19 protein-coding genes are annotated in these 18,021 nt (G+C 63.8%); 14 read left to right on the top strand and 5 right to left on the bottom strand.

The annotated features are described in order from the left end of the window. Positions 1–4: 4 nt before the first annotated feature. The gene (locus F3J17_RS17315; RefSeq protein ID WP_167061048.1) at positions 5–799 is read right to left on the bottom strand and encodes a glycosyltransferase family 2 protein; all 795 of its coding nucleotides are present in this window, start codon (positions 797–799) and stop codon (positions 5–7) included. Positions 800–1,085: 286 nt separating this feature from the next. Here F3J17_RS17315 and F3J17_RS17320 point away from each other — a divergent pair, with 286 nt between their 5' ends. Together F3J17_RS17320 and F3J17_RS17325 are read left to right on the top strand one after the other, a co-directional pair. Beyond that, positions 1,086–1,511, top strand: a complete 426-nt coding sequence (locus F3J17_RS17320; protein WP_167061203.1) for a VOC family protein — start codon at positions 1,086–1,088, stop codon at positions 1,509–1,511. Between the two features lie 109 nt (positions 1,512–1,620). After that, positions 1,621–2,307: a YafY family protein gene (locus tag F3J17_RS17325; protein ID WP_167061051.1), complete on the top strand. Its 687-nt coding sequence runs from the start codon at positions 1,621–1,623 to the stop codon at positions 2,305–2,307. A gap of 57 nt (positions 2,308–2,364) precedes the next feature. On the opposite strand, the gene F3J17_RS17330 is transcribed toward F3J17_RS17325, so the two are convergent. The 3 genes from F3J17_RS17330 to F3J17_RS17340 are packed head-to-tail and all read right to left on the bottom strand — an operon-like array spanning position 2,365 to position 5,313. Next, complete coding sequence (locus F3J17_RS17330) at positions 2,365–3,819, bottom strand: NAD(P)(+) transhydrogenase (Re/Si-specific) subunit beta (RefSeq protein WP_167061054.1); 1,455 nt, start codon at positions 3,817–3,819, stop codon at positions 2,365–2,367. Further along, complete coding sequence (locus F3J17_RS17335) at positions 3,816–4,148, bottom strand: NAD(P) transhydrogenase subunit alpha (RefSeq protein ID WP_167061057.1); 333 nt, start codon at positions 4,146–4,148, stop codon at positions 3,816–3,818. Before F3J17_RS17335 ends, F3J17_RS17330 begins: the two co-directional genes overlap by 4 nt. 13 nt (positions 4,149–4,161) lie before the next feature. After that, the gene (locus F3J17_RS17340; RefSeq protein WP_167061060.1) at positions 4,162–5,313 is read right to left on the bottom strand and encodes a Re/Si-specific NAD(P)(+) transhydrogenase subunit alpha; all 1,152 of its coding nucleotides are present in this window, start codon (positions 5,311–5,313) and stop codon (positions 4,162–4,164) included. Positions 5,314–5,593: 280 nt separating this feature from the next. Here F3J17_RS17340 and F3J17_RS17345 point away from each other — a divergent pair, with 280 nt between their 5' ends. The 3 genes from F3J17_RS17345 (at position 5,594) to F3J17_RS17355 (ending at position 9,178) form a co-directional block, all read left to right on the top strand. Then, on the top strand, positions 5,594–6,097 hold the full coding sequence (locus tag F3J17_RS17345; RefSeq protein WP_167061062.1) for an NUDIX hydrolase: 504 nt from the start codon (positions 5,594–5,596) through the stop codon (positions 6,095–6,097). A gap of 6 nt (positions 6,098–6,103) precedes the next feature. Further along, positions 6,104–7,324, top strand: a complete 1,221-nt coding sequence (gene mnmA, locus F3J17_RS17350) for a tRNA 2-thiouridine(34) synthase MnmA (protein ID WP_167061065.1) — start codon at positions 6,104–6,106, stop codon at positions 7,322–7,324. 246 nt (positions 7,325–7,570) lie between these two features. After that, positions 7,571–9,178 carry an FMN-binding glutamate synthase family protein gene (locus F3J17_RS17355; RefSeq protein ID WP_167061067.1) on the top strand — a complete coding sequence of 536 codons (1,608 nt, stop codon included), beginning with the start codon at positions 7,571–7,573 and terminating at the stop codon, positions 9,176–9,178. A gap of 125 nt (positions 9,179–9,303) precedes the next feature. Here the strand turns inward: F3J17_RS17355 and F3J17_RS17360 are convergent, their stop codons facing one another. Continuing rightward, entirely contained in the window at positions 9,304–9,915 is a 612-nt protein-coding gene (locus F3J17_RS17360) for a glutathione S-transferase C-terminal domain-containing protein (protein WP_167061070.1), read from the bottom strand. Between the two features lie 222 nt (positions 9,916–10,137). Between F3J17_RS17360 and F3J17_RS17365 the strand changes: the two genes are divergently transcribed. From F3J17_RS17365 to ruvC, 9 genes are all read left to right on the top strand, one after another. Further along, positions 10,138–11,619: an aminopeptidase P N-terminal domain-containing protein gene (locus F3J17_RS17365; RefSeq protein ID WP_167061073.1), complete on the top strand. Its 1,482-nt coding sequence runs from the start codon at positions 10,138–10,140 to the stop codon at positions 11,617–11,619. A 36-nt stretch (positions 11,620–11,655) separates the two neighbouring features. Further along, positions 11,656–12,927, top strand: a complete 1,272-nt coding sequence (locus F3J17_RS17370) for a UbiH/UbiF/VisC/COQ6 family ubiquinone biosynthesis hydroxylase (protein WP_167061075.1) — start codon at positions 11,656–11,658, stop codon at positions 12,925–12,927. Between the two features lie 92 nt (positions 12,928–13,019). Then, positions 13,020–13,262, top strand: a complete 243-nt coding sequence (gene vapB / locus F3J17_RS17375) for a type II toxin-antitoxin system VapB family antitoxin (RefSeq protein ID WP_167061078.1) — start codon at positions 13,020–13,022, stop codon at positions 13,260–13,262. Next, a complete protein-coding gene (locus F3J17_RS17380) occupies positions 13,259–13,657 on the top strand; it encodes a type II toxin-antitoxin system VapC family toxin (protein WP_167061081.1) in 399 nt (132 codons plus the stop codon). The genes vapB and F3J17_RS17380 overlap by 4 nt, the downstream gene beginning before the upstream one ends. A 230-nt stretch (positions 13,658–13,887) precedes the next feature. Continuing rightward, positions 13,888–14,952, top strand: coding sequence for a tRNA dihydrouridine synthase DusB (gene dusB / locus F3J17_RS17385; RefSeq protein WP_167061084.1), 1,065 nt, complete (start codon positions 13,888–13,890; stop codon positions 14,950–14,952). Continuing rightward, complete coding sequence (locus F3J17_RS17390) at positions 14,949–15,182, top strand: Fis family transcriptional regulator (RefSeq protein ID WP_027816854.1); 234 nt, start codon at positions 14,949–14,951, stop codon at positions 15,180–15,182. Before dusB ends, F3J17_RS17390 begins: the two co-directional genes overlap by 4 nt. 73 nt (positions 15,183–15,255) lie before the next feature. Then, complete coding sequence (gene purH / locus F3J17_RS17395; RefSeq protein WP_167061086.1) at positions 15,256–16,821, top strand: bifunctional phosphoribosylaminoimidazolecarboxamide formyltransferase/IMP cyclohydrolase; 1,566 nt, start codon at positions 15,256–15,258, stop codon at positions 16,819–16,821. A 36-nt stretch (positions 16,822–16,857) separates the two neighbouring features. Further along, positions 16,858–17,373, top strand: a complete 516-nt coding sequence (locus F3J17_RS17400; RefSeq protein ID WP_167061089.1) for a hypothetical protein — start codon at positions 16,858–16,860, stop codon at positions 17,371–17,373. Positions 17,374–17,430: 57 nt separating this feature from the next. Next, complete coding sequence (gene ruvC / locus F3J17_RS17405) at positions 17,431–17,973, top strand: crossover junction endodeoxyribonuclease RuvC (RefSeq protein WP_167061091.1); 543 nt, start codon at positions 17,431–17,433, stop codon at positions 17,971–17,973. Positions 17,974–18,021: the final 48 nt, after the last annotated feature.

An 18,021-nucleotide genomic window follows, 5' to 3' on the forward strand; every position in this document is an offset into this window, starting at 1 on the left:
CGTATCAGACGCGCGCAGGCCCGACCTGTCCGCCACCCGCCTCGACGGGCAGCGGATACCCTTCGTACTCCGGAAACAATTTCGGCAGCAGAAACATCGGCAAGGCGTAGCGCGAAAAGCAGCGCGACGTCGACGCCGGATGAATCAGATGCAGGCAGCTCGCCTGCGTATCCTCGGCCGCCAGCACTTTCCCGCCCGCCTCCACCACGCGCCGGATGAAGCTTTCGTCTTCGCCCAGATTCACATCGTCGTATTGCGCCGTCTCGAACAGCGACTTGCGATACACGTAGGCAAAGCCGTAAAACAGAATGAAATCCGCGCCAATCTGCATCTTCTCGTGGAATGTCACGGTGCTGACCGACTGGCCACGCAGTTCGTAGTGCAAACCAACGCGCGCACTCAGATCCATATAACCGAGAAACTGCGTATGCGGCGCGTACATCCAGAAGGTGGATAGCTTCATGAGCGCGGCGTCGTTCTCATGCAGCATGCGCGTCATGCCGGAAAGATAGTGGGCAGCGTAGTGATCGTCGTCATCGAAGTGGGCGATGACGTCGGCTTTGGATTCGGCCACGAGCCAGTTGCGCTTCGCGCCGATCGACATCGGCGTCTTCGACCAGTAGTAGCGCACGCGTGCATCGCTGCGCGCGAGTTGCTGCATGAAGGCGCTCGGCTGCGGGCTGTCGTCGAGTACGAGCCATTCCCAGGCGACCTGCTGACGCGCCACGCAGCGCGCGATGGCGGGAAGAAACGCCTCGCGGTTCGCGGTAGGCGTGATGATCGAAACGTTTGGAGACATGAGAGGCGTAGAAGCGGCACGTGCGCCGTCGTTGAAGCGGATACGTCGATTACAGCAGAGTCGCGCGCGCGTCTCTCTCGAAAAAGTTCGAATTGTGCGCTCATGAACGAGCGCGCAACGCGACGGCGCAGCTACTGACAGGACGCTGTCAGCAGCACTCCCGCACACTGCCTCTACCCCAAGCCGCACGCCGCATCGCGCACGGGGCCGGCACTCCGGCATCCCGCCAGCCGCCGACATCCGAACATCTACGCCGTCTCTCCAGGAGCGCATCATGTCTACCGAAATGCTTGAAAAGCCGCAGACCGTGCCCCAGCAATCTGCGACCTCCCAGGCTGCCCGCGTCATCTCGTGGTTCGAAATTCCCGCGCACGATCTCGATCGGGCGGCGCGCTTCTATGAATCCGCGCTGGATACCTCGCTGCAACGCGAAGTGGTCGGCGGCGTGCCGATCGCGATCTTCGGCCATTCCGAAACCGAAACCGGCGGCTGCATCGTGTTCAATCCGCAGGACGCCAAGCCGGACCCGAAAGGCGTGCTCGTGTATCTGAACGCGCAGCCGTCGGTCACGGCCGTGCTCGATCGCGTGGAAAAGGCGGGCGGCAAGCGGCAAGGCCCGGCGCTGGAACTGCCGAACAACTACGGCTATATCGGCTTTTTCATCGACACCGAAGGCAATCGCATCGGTCTGCACGCGGCCAAGCTCGGCTGACGCGTTCGGCCGGGTGCGGCGCGCGCGGCGCTATCATCTGCGGCACAGGGCGCGCGGCCTGTCAGCAGGTTGGCATCGCGCGCCCATCAACCCACTCAGCGGCTACTTCATGACCCGTCGCGCCGACCGCCTGTTCCAGATCGCCGAGCTGCTGCGCGGCCGCCGCCTCACGACGGCGCAACAGCTGGCCGAATGGCTTGCCGTGTCGCCGCGCACGGTCTATCGCGATGTGCGCGATCTGCAGCTCTCGGGCGTGCCGATCGAAGGCGAAGCGGGCATCGGCTACCGGCTCGCGCGCACCGCCAGCCTGCCGCCGCTCACCTTTACCGCCGATGAACTCACCGCGCTGGCCGTGGGTGCGCGCATGGCCGAATCATGGGGCGGCTCGGCGCTCGCGGGCGGCGCGCGGGGTGCGCTCGCCAAGATCGCCGCGGCCATGCCCGCCGACAAGCGCGCGGTGCTCGAACGCATCGCCGTGTTCGCGCCGTCGTATCACGTCGATGCGGCGTACTCGGAGAAGATCGACGCGTTGCACCGCGCCGTCGATGCGCGGCTGGTGGTGCGTTTCGCGTATTGCGACCGTATCGGCGCGCAGACGGAACGGCGCGTCTGGCCGCTCGGGCTGGTCTATTGGGGCGCACAGTGGACGGTTGGCGCGTGGTGTGAAATGCGCGAGGGCTTTCGCAATTTCAACATCGCGCGCATGAATGGTGTGGAAGTGCTGGAGCCGTTTCCCGATGTGAGCGGACGACGGCTCGCGGATTATCTGCGGCATGTGCATGCGCCCACGCGATGAAAAAAGCCCGCTGTTTCGCGGGCTTTTCTGCATCCATCAAGTCTTGCGGGCAGGCGCTTACTCCACCGCCTTCACCATGTCCTCGATCACCTTCTTCGCATCGCCGAACACCATCATGGTTTTATCCATGTAGAAGAGTTCGTTATCCAGCCCAGCGTAACCCGCCGCCATCGACCGTTTGTTGACGATGATGGTGCGCGCCTTGTAGGCCTCGATGATCGGCATGCCGGCGATGGGCGACTTCGGATCGTTCTTCGCGGCCGGATTCACCACGTCGTTCGCGCCGAGCACCAGCACCACATCGGTCTGCCCGAACTCGTTGTTGATGTCCTCCATCTCGAACACCATGTCGTAGGGCACTTCGGCTTCGGCGAGCAGCACGTTCATGTGGCCCGGCATGCGGCCCGCGACTGGATGGATCGCGTAACGCACGTCCACACCCTTTTCGACGAGCTTATCGGTCAACTCCTTCAGCGCATGCTGCGCGCGCGCCACGGCCAGACCGTAGCCCGGCACGATCACCACGCTTTCCGCGTTGCCGAGCATGAACGAAGCATCATCCGCCGAACCCGATTTCACCGGACGCTGTTCCTGCGCGCCGCCCGTCGCCGCCCCGCCCGCTTCGGCGCCAAAGCCGCCCAGCAGCACGTTGAAGAACGAGCGGTTCATCGCGTGGCACATGATGTACGACAGGATCGCGCCCGACGAGCCCACCAGCGACCCCGCGATAATCAGCATCGCGTTGTTCAGCGAGAAGCCGATGCCCGCCGCCGCCCAGCCCGAGTACGAGTTCAGCATCGACACGACCACCGGCATATCCGCGCCGCCGATCGGGATGATGATGAGCACGCCCAGCGCGAACGCGATCAGCGTCATGATGATGAACGGCAGCCACGATTGCGTGATGAAGAACAGCACGCCAAAGCCGATCATGCCGATCGCCAGCATCAGGTTGATCAGATGCTGCCCCGCGTAGACCACGGGCGCGCCCTGAAACAGCCTGAACTTGTATTTGCCCGAGAGCTTGCCGAAGGCGATCACCGACCCGCTGAACGTAATCGCGCCCACAAACGTGCCGATAAACAGTTCGATGCGGTTGCCATACGGCAGGAAGCCCGGATACGGCGCGTCTTCCGCCACCAGCCCGAAGGCAGCGGGTTCGGACACCACCGCATACGCGATGCACACCGCCGCCAGACCGATCAGCGAGTGCATGGCCGCGACCAGTTCCGGCATCTTGGTCATCTCGACGCGCGCAGCGACGAACGCCCCCAGCCCGCCGCCGACGATCAGCACCGCGAACAGCAGCGTCAGCCCCAGCCCAAGATTCGAGCCGAACTGTGCGGACTCCTTCACGATCAGCGCAATCGTCGTGAGGATGGCGATGGCCATGCCGACCATGCCGAACAGATTGCCGGCGCGCGCACTGCGCGGATTCGACAAGCCCTTGAGCGCCTGAATGAAGCAAACCGACGCCACCAGATAGAGCAGCGTAACGACGTTCATGCTCATCGTGCGCCCTCCTTACCTTCGGCCGAAGCAAGCTTTTTAGGCTCCTTCTTGCGGAACATCTCCAGCATGCGCCGCGTGACGAGAAACCCGCCGAACACGTTTACCGCCGCCAGCAGCACCGCCAGCGTGCCGAAGAATTTCCCCGCGAAGCCCACGGTCAAGCCCGTAGCCAGCATCGCGCCGACGATCACGATCGCCGAAATCGCATTGGTCACGGCCATGAGCGGCGTATGCAGCGCCGGCGTGACATTCCACACCACGTGATAGCCCACGTACACGGCCAGCACGAAGATGATCAGGTTGATGACGGTATGGTTGATCAGTTCCATTGCCGGTCTCCTCTCAGGTCTTGCGCGTGACCACGCCGTCACGGGCCAGCAGCGTGGCCGCGACGATGTCGTCCGCGAGATCGATGTTGAGCGTGCCTTCCTTCGTGACGATGAGCTTGAGGAAGTCGAGCAGATTGCGCGCGTAAAGCGAGGACGCGTCGGCGGCCACCATCGACGCCAGATTCGTGTAGCCGCAGATCTGTACGCCGTGCTGGGTCACCACCTGGTCCGCGACGGTGAGCGGGCAGTTGCCGCCGCGCCGTCCGCTCGCTTGATCCGCAATCGGGCCGCGTCCTGCCGCGAGGTCGATGACCACCGAACCCGGTTTCATCGCCTGCACGGTTTCCGAGGGCAGCAGCGTGGGCGCGTCGCGGCCCGGAATCAGCGCGGTCGAAATGACGATGTCGGCCTGGCGCGCGCGCTCGTGCACCAGGGCAGATTGCCGCGCCAGCCAGGAAGGCGGCATCGGTCGCGCATAACCGCCTACGCCGACCGCTGCTTCGCGCTCCTCATCGGTTTCATAAGGCACGTCGAGGAATTTCGCGCCCAGCGATTCGATCTGCTCTTTCACGGCCGGGCGCACGTCGGAGGCTTCGATCACCGCGCCCAGCCGCTTGGCCGTCGCAATCGCCTGCAAGCCCGCTACGCCCGCGCCGAGAATCAGCACGCGAGCGGCCTTCACGGTCCCGGCGGCGGTCATCAGCATCGGCATGAAGCGCGGATACAGCGTGGCCGCCACCAGCACCGCCTTGTAACCGGCGATATTGGCCTGCGAGGACAGCACGTCGAGGCTTTGCGCGCGCGTCGTACGCGGCGCGGCTTCGAGCGCGAAGGCGGTCAGACCGGCTTCGGCGAGTTTTTGCGCGTTATCCGCATTGAATGGATCGAGCATGCCGGCCAGCACCGCCCCGCGTTTCATGAACGCGAGTTCGCTGACATTCGGCGATTGCACCTTGAGGACGAGTTCCGCGCCAAAAGCGGCCGCCGCATCGGTGATCTGCGCGCCGACGGCCGTATAGGCTTCGTCCGGGAAGCTGGCGCCGTTGCCGGCGCCGGACTGGATCGTGACCGTGTGACCCTGCGCGACGTATTTCTTGACTGTCTCCGGCGTCGCGGCCACGCGGCTTTCGTTCGCCCGCGTCTCTGCGGGCACTCCGATATGCATCGTTGTTTCCTCCTCGGCCTGCTTCTCTTTTTGATCTGGAGTATGGCCGACGAGGTTCGCCGGCTTTTATTGCAACGTTCGTGGTACGGCTGAAACGGGCAATGCAACGGCAAACGACGCACCACTTTAACCGAAAGCGGCGACGGCTTTGAAGCGGGATTTATCCCTTTTTGTGCACTGCACACAACACAGCGGGCAGTCCGACCGGACGGTCAGGCCACAGTCCGAGCGCGATCCGGCCCCGGGCAGCGTTGAGCGCCTACCGGTAAAATACCGGCCCATGAACGATGAAACCTGGGCACCCCACGTCACCGTGGCCGCCGTGATCGAGCGCGACGGGCGTTTTCTGCTCGTCGAGGAACACACGCAGTTCGGCTTGCGCCTGAACCAGCCCGCCGGGCATCTGGAAGCGGGCGAGACGCTTGATGAAGCCGTCGTGCGCGAGACGCTCGAGGAGAGCGCCTACTCTTTCACGCCCGATGCGCTGGTCGGCATGTACATGACGCATTTCGGCAAACCGGGCGAATCCGGCACGACGTATCTGCGCTTCACGTACTGCGGCAGCGTGGCGGCCGAGCCGGAAGATCGCGCGCTCGATCCCGATATCGTGCGCACGCTGTGGATGAGCGCCGATGAACTGCGCGCGGCGAGCGATCGGCATCGCACGCCGCTCGTGATGCAGTGCGTGGACGACTACCTCGCGGGCAAGCGCGTGCCGCTCGATTTCGTGCAGACGCACGCGGTCGGTCCCAGGCTGGCAGACAAGACAGGCAGCAAAGGCTGAGCAGAGATGAGCAAACAAAGAGTGGTGGTAGGCATGTCGGGCGGCGTGGATTCGTCGGTGACGGCATGGCTGCTCAAGGAACAGGGTTACGACGTGGTCGGCCTGTTCATGAAGAACTGGGAAGACGACGATGACGGCGAATACTGCTCGACGCGTCAGGACTGGATCGACGTGGTGTCGGTCGCGGATCTGATCGGCATCGACGTGGAAGCGGTCAACTTCGCCGCCGAATACAAGGACCGCGTGTTCGCGGAGTTCCTGCGCGAGTATTCCGCGGGCCGCACGCCGAACCCGGACGTGCTCTGCAACGCCGAAATCAAGTTCAAGGCCTTCCTCGACCACGCGATGTCGCTGGGCGCGGAAACCATCGCCACGGGCCATTACGCCCGCGTGCGCCAGAACGCGGGCAACGGACGCTTCGAACTGCTGAAGGCGCTCGACCATACCAAGGACCAGTCCTACTTCCTACATCGCCTGAACCAGGCGCAGTTGTCGAAGACGATGTTTCCGCTGGGCGAAATCCCCAAGACGAAGGTGCGCGAAATCGCCGAGCAGATCGGCCTGCCGAACGCGAAGAAGAAGGATTCGACCGGCATCTGCTTTATCGGCGAACGGCCGTTCCGCGACTTCCTGAACCGCTATCTGCCGACCAAACCGGGCCCGATGATGACGCCCGATGGCAAGGTGGTGGGCGAGCATATCGGTCTGGCGTTCTACACGTTCGGGCAGCGCAAGGGCATTGGTCTGGGCGGCAGCAAGGACGGCAGCGGCGATCCGTGGTTCGTGGCGGGCAAGAACATCGAGACCAACACGCTCTACGTGGTGCAGGGTCACGATCATCCGTGGCTGCTCGCGCATGATCTGCGCGCAGGCAATGTGAGCTGGGTGGCGGGCGAGCCGCCTGCCGAAGGTCACGCGTGCGGTGCGAAAACGCGCTATCGCCAAGCCGATGCGCCCTGCTCGTTCGCAGCGGCAAGCGAATTCGGCGAAGGCCAGTTCTCGCTGCGCTTCCCGGACGCGCAATGGGCCGTCACGCCGGGCCAGTCGGCCGTGCTGTACGACGGCGAAGTGTGCCTGGGCGGCGGCATCATCGAAGCCGTGACGACGCTGGAGGCGCACGTGCCGGCCGTGTTGCCGCCGGTCGCGCCGAAGAAAAAGCGCTCGCCGCGCAAGAAGTCGCCGCAGTTCGCGGCCAAGGCTTCCGCTGCGACGGAAAGCCAGACGTAAGCTCAAAGTCACGCAAAAACCGCGCGGCGCGTTCTGTGCCGCGCGTCTCTCCTCGATCCTCCTGCGCTTTTCAACGCGCCTTTGCGCGGCATCGGCTCCGGCCCCGCAAAATCCTGCCCGCTTCCCGGCCAGTTTCACAAACTTGCGGCATCATTCGGGCACGTCAGCGCCGTACCCCGGCGCGGCGGGTTCGCGCGGCCCATGATCGGAGTTCGCGCGGCGAATCAAGAGATCGAGGAGTCCCCCATGTTTTCCCGACGTTACCTCGCCATGTGGTGCGCGGTGCTGCTACTCGCGGCCTGTGTCATCGCAGCGGCGCTCCATCATCTGTCGTGGTTCTGCGCCATCGTGCCTGCGCTGTTCGTCGCGCTCGGCATCTACGACATGACCCAGTTGCGCCACGCCATCCTGCGCAATTACCCGCTCTGGGGCCATCTGCGTTTCCTGTTCGAGTTCGTGCGGCCTGAAATCCGCCAGTACTTCGTCGAAGACGACACCGACGAAAAGCCCTTCTCGCTCGTCCAGCGCAGCGTGGTGTATCAGCGCTCGAAGAATGTCGTCGATAGCCGCCCTTACGGCACCGAACTCGACGTCAAGGCCATCGGCCACGAATGGATCAGCCATTCGCTCGCGCCCACCAAACTGAACGGCAGCGACTTCCGCGTACTGGTTGGCGCGAGCCGCGCGCAGCCGTATTCGATGTCGATTTTCAACATCTCGGCGATGAGCTTCGGCGCGCTGTCGGCCAACGCAATTCGCGCGCTCAATCTGGGCGCGAAAAAGGGCGGCTTTGCGCACGACACCGGCGAAGGCTCGATGTCGAAGTATCACCGCGAGCACGGCGGCGACATCATCTGGGAAATCGCCTCCGGCTACTTCGGTTGCCGCAACGACGACGGCACCTTCAGCGCCGACAAATTCCAGCGTCTCGCCAACGAGCCGCAAGTGAAGATGATCGAGGTGAAGCTCTCGCAAGGCGCGAAGCCGGGCCACGGCGGCATGCTGCTCGCGGCCAAGGTCACACCGGAAATCGCCGAAACGCGCGGTATTGCGATGGGCCAGGATTGCGTCTCGCCCGCACGCCATTCGGAGTTTTCGACACCGCGCGGCCTGCTCGAATTCGTCGAACGTCTGCGCAAGCTCTCGGGCGGCAAGCCGACCGGCTTCAAGCTGTGTATCGGCCATCCGTGGGAGTTTTTCGGCATCGCCAAGGCCATGCTCGAAACCGGCATCCTGCCCGACTTCATCGTCGTGGACGGCGCGGAAGGCGGCACGGGCGCCGCGCCCATCGAGTTCACCGATCACATCGGCACGCCGCTGCAGGAAGGCCTGCTGCTGGTGCACAACACGCTCGTCGGTATCGGCCTGCGCGACAAGATCAAGATCGGCGCGAGCGGCAAGATCATCACCGCATTCGATATCGCCAAGACGATGGCGATTGGCGCGGACTGGGTGAACTCGGCGCGCGGCTTCATGTTCGCGGTCGGCTGCATTCAGGCGCAGAAGTGCCATTCGGACCGCTGCCCAACGGGCGTCGCCACGCAGGATCCGGTGCGCCAGCGCGCGCTCGACGTGCCCGACAAGGGTGAACGCGTCTACAACTTCCATCGCAATACGCTGCACGCGCTGCAGGAAATCATTCAGGCCGCGGGTCTCGACAGCCCGGCCGATCTGCGCGCGCATCACATCGTGCGCCGCGTTTCCTCATACGAAGTGAAGCTGATGTCGGAGTTGCTGAAGTATCTGAAGCCGGGCGATCTGCTCGAAGCGCGCTATCGCTATCAGTTGTTTGAAAAGTGGTGGCCGGTGGCGCGTAGCGATTCGTTCGCGCCTGAAGTGGAGAAAATCGTTTGATGTTTTATCGTCGATGGTTGCGCGTGCAACCATCATCGCCAAACTCGCAGACGTAAAAAAAGCGCGCATCGAAATGCGCGCTTTTTTATTGCCGTTTAACAGGGGAATTTAAACGGCGTCGAGCTTCAAGCCTGCGGAATCGTATCCGCGAACGAAGGACGCTGCATCAGCTTCTCGAAGTGCTTCGCGAGATTCGGATGCAGATCGCGCCAGTCGAGTTCCGGCTGACGGAAGTCGAGATAGCCAAGCGCGCAACCCACCGCGATATCGGCGAGCGTGTAGCGGTTGCCCGCGCACCAGGCGTTGCCGCCCAGTCCCTTGGCCATCGCTTTCAGGCCTTCGTGGATCTTGCGGTTCTGACGCTCGATCCATGCGGCCGATTGCTGTTCGGGCGTGCGCTGCGTGCCTTCGTTGCGGATCAGCACGGCGGCGTCGAGCATGCCGTCGGCGAGCGCTTCCCAGCACCGCACTTCCACGCGCTCACGTCCGCCTTGCGGAATCAGCTTGCCGACCGGCGAGAGAATGTCCACGTATTCGCAGATCACGCGCGAGTCGAATACGGCTTCGCCATCCTCCATCACGAGGCACGGCACCTTGCCGAGCGGGTTGAAATCGTGGATCGCCGTTTCGGCGGCCCACACGTTTTCAAGCACCAGCTTGTAGTCGATTTTCTTTTCGGCGAGCATGATCCGCGCCTTGCGGACATACGGGCTGCCGAGCGAACCGATAAGTTTCATCGCACCTGCCTTTTCTGGAATTCGGCGGAAGTATACGTGGTAATCGGCAAATTCTGACGAGTTGCCCGCGCTATGGCGTGAATTCGGCTGCTGGCTGCGGCTGGCTGCGGTTGACTCTGTAGGCTCGATGCAACATCGGGCGCGTCGCGATGAGACTTGCGCCATGCATGGCGCTGCGCGGCGGCCGCGCGCTGACCAGACGGTCGGCGCTACAATCGCACGATGGACACGACCCTTACGCAAAGCGCCTCGGCGCCCGACGCTTCGGCCGCTTCGCGCACGGCAGCCGATGCAGTAGCCGACGCAGCCGCCGATTTACCGCGCGGCCCCGATGGCGGCGCAGCGCTCTATCGCGCGCGCCGCGAGCGCGTGCTGGCCGCGCTGCGCGCGCAAGGCGGCGGCGTGGCGCTGGTGCCCACCGCGCCCGAAGTCATGCGCAATCGCGACGCCGATTATCCCTATCGGCACGACAGCTATTTCTATTACCTCACCGGCTTTACGGAGCCCGAGGCGCTGCTCGTGCTCGACGCCAGCGCCGATGAAAATCAGCCCGCGTCGATCCTGTTCTGCCGCGCGAAAAACGTCGAACGCGAAACGTGGGAAGGCTTTCGTTTCGGTCCCGATGGCGCGCGCGAAGCGTTCGGTTTCGACGCCGCATTTCCCATCGACGATATCGACACCCAGATTCCGCGCCTGATCGCAGGCCGCCCGGCATTGCACTATGCGCTTGCGGCGTCTGAACGTTTCGATGCGCAAGTGCGCGGCTGGATCGACGCCGTGCGCGCGCAGGCACGCAGCGGTGTGAGCGCACCCGCCGCCGCTTACGACCTGCTGCCGCTGCTCGACGAGATGCGTCTCGTGAAAGACGCACACGAACTCGACACGATGCGCCGCGCCGCGAAAATTTCGGCGCTCGCGCATATTCGCGCGATGCAGACGTGCCGCACCGGCATGCGCGAATACGAAATCGAAGCCGAATTGCTCTACACGTTCCGCAAGCACGGCGCACAGGCGCCCGCTTACGGATCGATCGTGGCGGCCGGCGCGAACGCGTGCGTGCTGCACTATCCGGCGGGCAATGCGGTTGCGCGCGAAGGCGACCTGATCCTGATCGACGCGGCCTGCGAGTTGAACGGCTACGCATCGGACATTACGCGCACCTTTCCCGCCAGCGGCCGCTTCACGAGCGCACAACGCGAACTCTACGACATCGTGCTCGCCGCGCAGCAAGCCGCGGTGGACGCAACGCGCGCAGGCGTGAATTTCGAGGCGCCGCACGACGCGGCCGTGCGCGTGCTCGCGCAAGGTCTGCTCGATACGGGCATTCTCGATCGTCAGCGCTTTGCCAGCGTCGACGATGTGATCGCCGAACGCGCGTATGCGCGCTTTTACATGCATCGCACGGGCCACTGGCTCGGCATGGATGTGCATGACGTGGGCGATTATCGCGAGCGTGGTGAGCAGAGCACGAGCGATACACCGCCGTGGCGCACGCTGCGCGCAGGCATGACGCTCACCATCGAGCCCGGCCTGTACATTCGCGCGGCGGAAGATGTGCCCGAGCGCTATTGGGACATCGGCATCCGTATCGAGGACGACGCCATCGTCACCGAGACCGGTTGCGAACTCATCACGCGCGGCGTGCCCGTGAACGCCGACGAAATCGAAGCGCTGATGCAGGACGCGCAGCGCGCGGGCGTTTAAACGCTCATCGACACAACAAAGAACGAAGCCAGCGACATGAACGCAGTCAACGCAGCCAGCGAGCACACCACGCCCGCCCCTTTCGACCACGACGTCATCATCGTCGGCGCGGGGCCGGTCGGGCTCGCGCTTGCGGGCTGGCTCGCGCAGCGCAGCGCGACCTCGTCGCTATCGGTTGCGCTGATCGACGCGCGCGAGCCCGAGGACAGCGCGGGCGACCCGCGCGCCATCGCAGTTTCGCAAGGCAGCCGCACGCTGCTGCAGGCACTCGCCTGGCCGCAGGACGCCACGTCGATCGAACGCATTCACGTCTCGCAGCGCGGCCACTTTGGCCGCACGCTGATCGATCGCCATGATTACGACCTGCCCGCGCTCGGTTACGTGGTGCGCTATGGGTCGATCGTCCAGTCGCTTGCGCAGGCCGTGCGCGGTACGTCCGTGCAATGGCTGCACCGTACGCATGCGCAGGAACCGGTGGTCGAACACGACGGCGTGACGCTGCAGGTGGAAACTGCGGGCGTATCTCGCACGCTGCGCACGCGTATTCTCGTGAATGCCGAAGGCGGTTTGTATCGCGTGCAATCGCCTGCGGCCGATGCCGGGCAACAAGACGATGCAGCAAGCGCGACGCCTCAAGCCGCGCTGCAACGCGCGCAAAAACGCACGCGCGATTACGGCCAGACGGCGCTGGTCGGCGTGGTGACGGTGTCGTCACCGCAAGCCCACATGGCGTGGGAACGCTTCACCGACGAGGGCCCGATCGCCCTGCTGCCAATGGGCGGCGCGCGCGATGCCGATTTCGCGCTCGTGTGGTGTTCCGCGCCCGTCGAAGCGGCGCGCCGTGCAGCGCTTTCGGACGCCGAATTCCTCGCCGAACTCGGCGCCGCGTTCGGTACGCGCATGGGCCGCTTCACGCAGATTCAGGGGCGCGCGGCATTTCCGCTCGGTTTGAATGCGCTCGATACGCTGGTGTCCGGCCACGGTCGCATCGCGGCGGTCGGCAACGCGGCGCAGACGCTGCATCCGGTTGCGGGCCAAGGGCTGAATCTGGGCCTGCGCGACGCGCACGCGCTCGCCGACGCCCTCGCGCAGCACGGCGCAACGCCGCTCGCACTAGGCGACTTCGCGGGCCGTCGCGCCTTCGACCGGCGCATGACGATCGGCGCAACGGATACGCTCGCGCGTCTGTTCACGGTGGATTTCCCCGCGCTCGGCGCGCTGCGCGGGCTGGCGCTGACGGCGCTGGAATTCGTGCCGCCGGTGAAGACCGCGCTGGCGCGGCAGATGATGTTTGGGCAGCGGAGTTGATTTAACGCAGATTGAACGGTTCGAGAGACATGCGCGGGTGCGGCAGCTGCTGTAATATATCTATAATTTGTAGATACAAATGAGGTGCGCGCATGGATACCGCGAAGATCTTTAAGCATGGTGGTTCGCAAGCCGTTCGGTTGCCGAAGGATTTCCGATTCGAAACCGCTGAAGTCCGCATTCGACGCCACGGCGCTGCGGTGATTCTCGAACCCGTTCCCAGCGACTGGGCCTGGTTGGCACCGTTAATCGGGCCGGTTGATTCAGATTTCGAAACCGGAGCAACAACACAGCCGCATGAGCAGTCACGTCCTGGTCTGGACGTGTTCGAATGAAATTCCTGCTCGACACAAACGCGGTGATTGCCATACTCAAAGGCGAATCGCCCGTGTTGGCTCGTCTTCGAGAGCATTCGCCCAGCGATTTCGGATTGCCTTCGATCGTCGCGCATGAACTGTATTTCGGTGCCTATAAAAGCCAGCGCTCCATCGAAAATGTGGCGCGCGTGAGCGCCCTTCAATTCGAGGTCGTCTCGTTCGACGCTGAAGACGCCCAGCACGCCGGCGACATCCGCGCAAAGCTGGCATCCGTCGGCACGCCAATCGGCCCATACGACGCGCTGATTGCCGGACAGGCACGCGCTCGCCAACTCGTCCTGGTGACGCACAACGTGCGCGAATTTGCGCGCGTCAGCGGGCTGCTCATTGAAGACTGGCAAACCAACGCCTGAACGCTCGAAAAATACGCATTCCGCGAACACGATTTATAGGGTTGCATCACTTTCCGGCGCGCTATGCACGCACTTGCGCGCCGCTCCAAACAACACCAGGGTCCGCGACCCGAGCCCCCGCATCTCGTTAACGCTAAAATAGCGGTTTCCCCTTTTCGAGCCGCAGACGCGCCAACGCCTTCGACTTTCGTCGGAGCCTGCCGGGCGCGCTGCCGCTTTTGTCGCGCATCATGTTCACAATCGGCCGTCACACCCTGCGCAATAACCTGTTCGTCGCCCCGATGGCGGGCGTCACGGACAGGCCGTTCCGTCAGTTGTGCAAGCGCCTGGGCGCGGGCTACGCCGTCTCGGAAATGGTTGCGTCCAACGCGCAGCTCTGGAAGAGCGAAAAGACCATGCGCCGCGCCAATCACGCGGGCGAAGTCGAGCCGATTTCCGTGCAGATCGCGGGCGCCGCCCCCGAAATGATGGCCGAAGCCGCGCGGTATAACGTCGCAAACGGCGCGCAGATCATCGACATCAACATGGGCTGTCCGGCCAAGAAGGTCTGCAATGTGGCCGCCGGTTCCGCGCTGCTGCAGAACGAGCCGCTGGTTGCGCGCATCGTGAAAGCGGTTGTCGATGCCGTGGGTGTGGGGCCAGATGCCGTTCCCGTCACGCTGAAAATCCGCACCGGCTGGGACCGCGATAATAAAAACGCGCTCACCGTCGCGCGCATCGCCGAAGACTGCGGCATTTCCATGCTGACCGTGCACGGCCGCACTCGCGCCGATCTTTACCACGGCGAAGCGGAGTACGAAACGATTGCCGCGGTGAAGGCCGCCGCGCGCATTCCGGTGGTCGCCAACGGCGACATCACCAGGCCGCAAAAAGCCAAACACGTGCTCGAAGTGACGGGTGCGGACGCCATCATGATCGGTCGCGCGGCGCAGGGGCGTCCGTGGCTGTTCCGCGAAATCGAGCATTTTCTCGCTACCGGCGAGCTGTTGCCGCCGCCGCGCGTCGACGAAATCCAGATGATCATGAATGAGCATCTGGAGGACCACTACGCGTTTTATGGCGAGTTTACGGGCGTGCGTACTGCGCGCAAGCATATCGGCTGGTACACTCGCGGCCTTTGCGGCGCCAACGCGTTCCGGCATCGCATGAACACGCTGGACACCACACGCGAACAACTCGCCGCCGTCAATCAGTTCTTCGACGAGCAAAAAGCCGTTTCCGAGCGCCTCGTCTACGAAGACGATGAAAACGGCGCACAAGGCGAGCGCGAACCCAACGATCGACTGGCAGCATGAGCAAGCACAATATCGAACAATCCGTCCGCGATAGCCTGGGAGTCTATTTCCAGGATCTCGACGGCAGCAATCCGCACGACGTCTATGAAATGGTGATGGCGTGCGTTGAAAAACCGATGCTCGAGGTGGTGCTCGAGCAGGCCGGCGGCAATCAGTCGCTGGCCGCCGAGTACCTCGGCATCAACCGCAATACGCTGCGCAAGAAGCTCCAGCAGCACGGTCTGCTGTAACGGCCGTCGCGGCCCGCCGCACCTCTGGACTTCCAGCGCTCACTTCTCGATCTCCCGGCAACTCTCCCCCATCATGATCAAGCAAGCGCTCATCTCCGTTTCCGACAAGTCAGGCATCGTCGACTTCGCGAAATCGCTGTCGGACCTCGGCGTCAAGATCCTCTCGACCGGCGGCACCGCGAAACTGCTCGCGGACGCGGGCCTTCCCGTTACCGAAGTGGCCGATTACACCGGCTTCCCGGAAATGCTCGATGGGCGCGTGAAGACGCTGCATCCGAAGGTTCACGGCGGCATCCTCGCCCGCCGCGACCTGCCGGAACACATGGCCGCGCTCGACAAGCACGACATCCCGACGATCGATCTGCTGGTCGTGAACCTCTACCCGTTCGTCCAGACGATCTCGAAGGAAGAGTGCTCGCTGGAAGACGCGATCGAGAACATCGACATCGGCGGCCCGACGATGCTGCGCTCGGCAGCGAAGAACCATCGTGACGTGACGGTCGTGGTCGACCCGACCGACTACGCGAAGGTGCTCGAAGAGATGCGCGCAAACAGCAACAACGTCGGCTACGCGACCAACTTCCGCCTGGCCACCAAGGTGTTCGCGCACACCGCGCAGTACGACGGCGCGATCACGAACTACCTGACGAGCCTGACCGAAGCGCTTGAGCACAAGTCGCGCAACGCCTTCCCGGCGACGCTGAACCTGGCGTTCGACAAGGTGCAGGATCTGCGTTACGGCGAAAACCCGCACCAGAGCGCTGCGTTCTACCGCGATCTGGCCTCGCCCGCTGGCGCACTTGCGAACTACAAGCAGCTGCAAGGCAAGGAACTCTCGTACAACAACATCGCGGATTCCGACGCGGCGTGGGAATGCGTCAAGACTTTCGACGTGCCGGCCTGTGTGATCGTCAAGCACGCGAATCCGTGCGGCGTGGCAGTCGGCAAGGACGCGCTCGAATCGTATTCGAAGGCGTTCCAGACCGACCCGACCTCGGCGTTCGGCGGCATCATCGCCTTCAACCGCGAAGTGGACGAAGCCGCGGCGCAAGCCGTGTCGAAGCAGTTCGTCGAAGTGCTGATCGCGCCGTCGTTCTCGGATGCGGCCAAGGCCGTGTTCGCGGCGAAGCAGAACGTGCGTCTGCTCGAAATCGCGCTGGGCGAAGGCCATAACGCGTTCGATCTGAAGCGCGTGGGCGGCGGTCTGCTGGTGCAATCGCTCGACTCGAAGAACGTGCAGCCGCACGAACTGCGCGTCGTGACGAAGCGTCACCCGACGCCGAAGGAAATGGACGATCTGCTGTTCGCATGGCGCGTCGCGAAGTTCGTGAAGTCGAACGCGATCGTGTTCTGCGCGGACGGCATGACGATGGGCGTGGGCGCGGGCCAGATGAGCCGCGTGGATTCGGCGCGCATCGCCAGCATCAAGGCTGAGAACGCGGGTCTGAAGCTGGCCGGTTCGGCAGTGGCGTCGGATGCGTTCTTCCCGTTCCGCGACGGTCTGGACGTGGTGGTCAACGCAGGCGCGACCTGCGTGATCCAGCCGGGCGGCTCGATGCGCGACGACGAAGTGATCGCCGCCGCCGACGAGCACAACATCGCCATGGTGATGACGGGCATCCGCCACTTCCGTCACTAAACTGACGTTCGCTGCCTCCTGCTGAGTACGCCACTAATGCGAAAGACAACACGTGCGTTTGAGCTTGTAACCGGTCTCGCCATCCTCTATGGCGCGACTGCCCATGCGGGCACTGACGCCGTACCGCAATGGATCAAGGCAGAGGCAGCCGTCGACGGCGCGGGCACGATTTATCTGAGCCCGCGCTTCACTGAGAAAAGCGGTACCTTCGCCGCGACGCCCGAATCGATCACCGACACGCGCACCAGCATCGACGGCACCTTTCTGGTGGGCACCTGGCGCATGCAGGGCACGCCTGGCGCTCCCGCCCTCAAAGGTATGCAAGGCGAGCACTACGACGAAATGATCACGACCGAGCTGATCGATTGTGCCAACGGTTTCGGGGGCACGCTACGCACCGTCGAGAAACTCCGCGGCAAGGTCGTTCGCGACGACATCACGGCCGATAAGGACATCATGATGGTTCAGACGTCCATGGTCACGGTCGACACGCAGCTCTGCGAACTGCATACCGGGAAGGTGCGCTCAAAACTGCAAGGCGCCAGCCGCTGACGCACCGTGTGCCGTTCGTTGTACCATCACAGGCACACTGGTTTTCCCCCGTATTTCATGAGAATTCTCGGCATCGACCCCGGCTTGCGCGTGACCGGCTTCGGCGTGATCGAACGTCACGGCCATCAGCTCACGTATGTCACAAGCGGCGTCATCCGTACCGCCGATGCCGATCTGCCCTCGCGTCTGGGCACCATCTTCGAGGGCGTGTCCACGCTGATCCGCCAGCATGCGCCCGATCAGGCCGCGATCGAAAAGGTCTTCGTCAACGTCAATCCGCAATCGACGCTGCTGCTCGGCCAGGCGCGCGGCGCAGCTATCTGCGGGCTGGTGTCGGGCGGCGTGCCGGTGGCCGAGTACACCGCGCTGCAACTGAAGCAGGCCGTGGTGGGCTATGGACGCGCGACCAAGGAACAGATGCAGCAGATGGTCGTGCGCCTGCTGTGCCTCACCGGCATGCCCGGCACCGACGCCGCCGACGCGCTCGGCATGGCGATCTGCCACGCCCATAGCGGCGATACGCTCGCCACGCTCGGCGGTCTTGCTCCGGCGCTGGCGAAGAAAGGCGTGCGCGTGCGGCGCGGACGGCTTATCGGCTAGTAGCGGTTTCAGCGCGTTAGCCGTTTGGCCAGCTTCCGGCGCAGCGCG

Origin of the sequence: Burkholderia sp. Ax-1719 (assembly GCF_011753055.1) — a bacterium.
Lineage (GTDB): Bacteria > Pseudomonadota > Gammaproteobacteria > Burkholderiales > Burkholderiaceae > Paraburkholderia.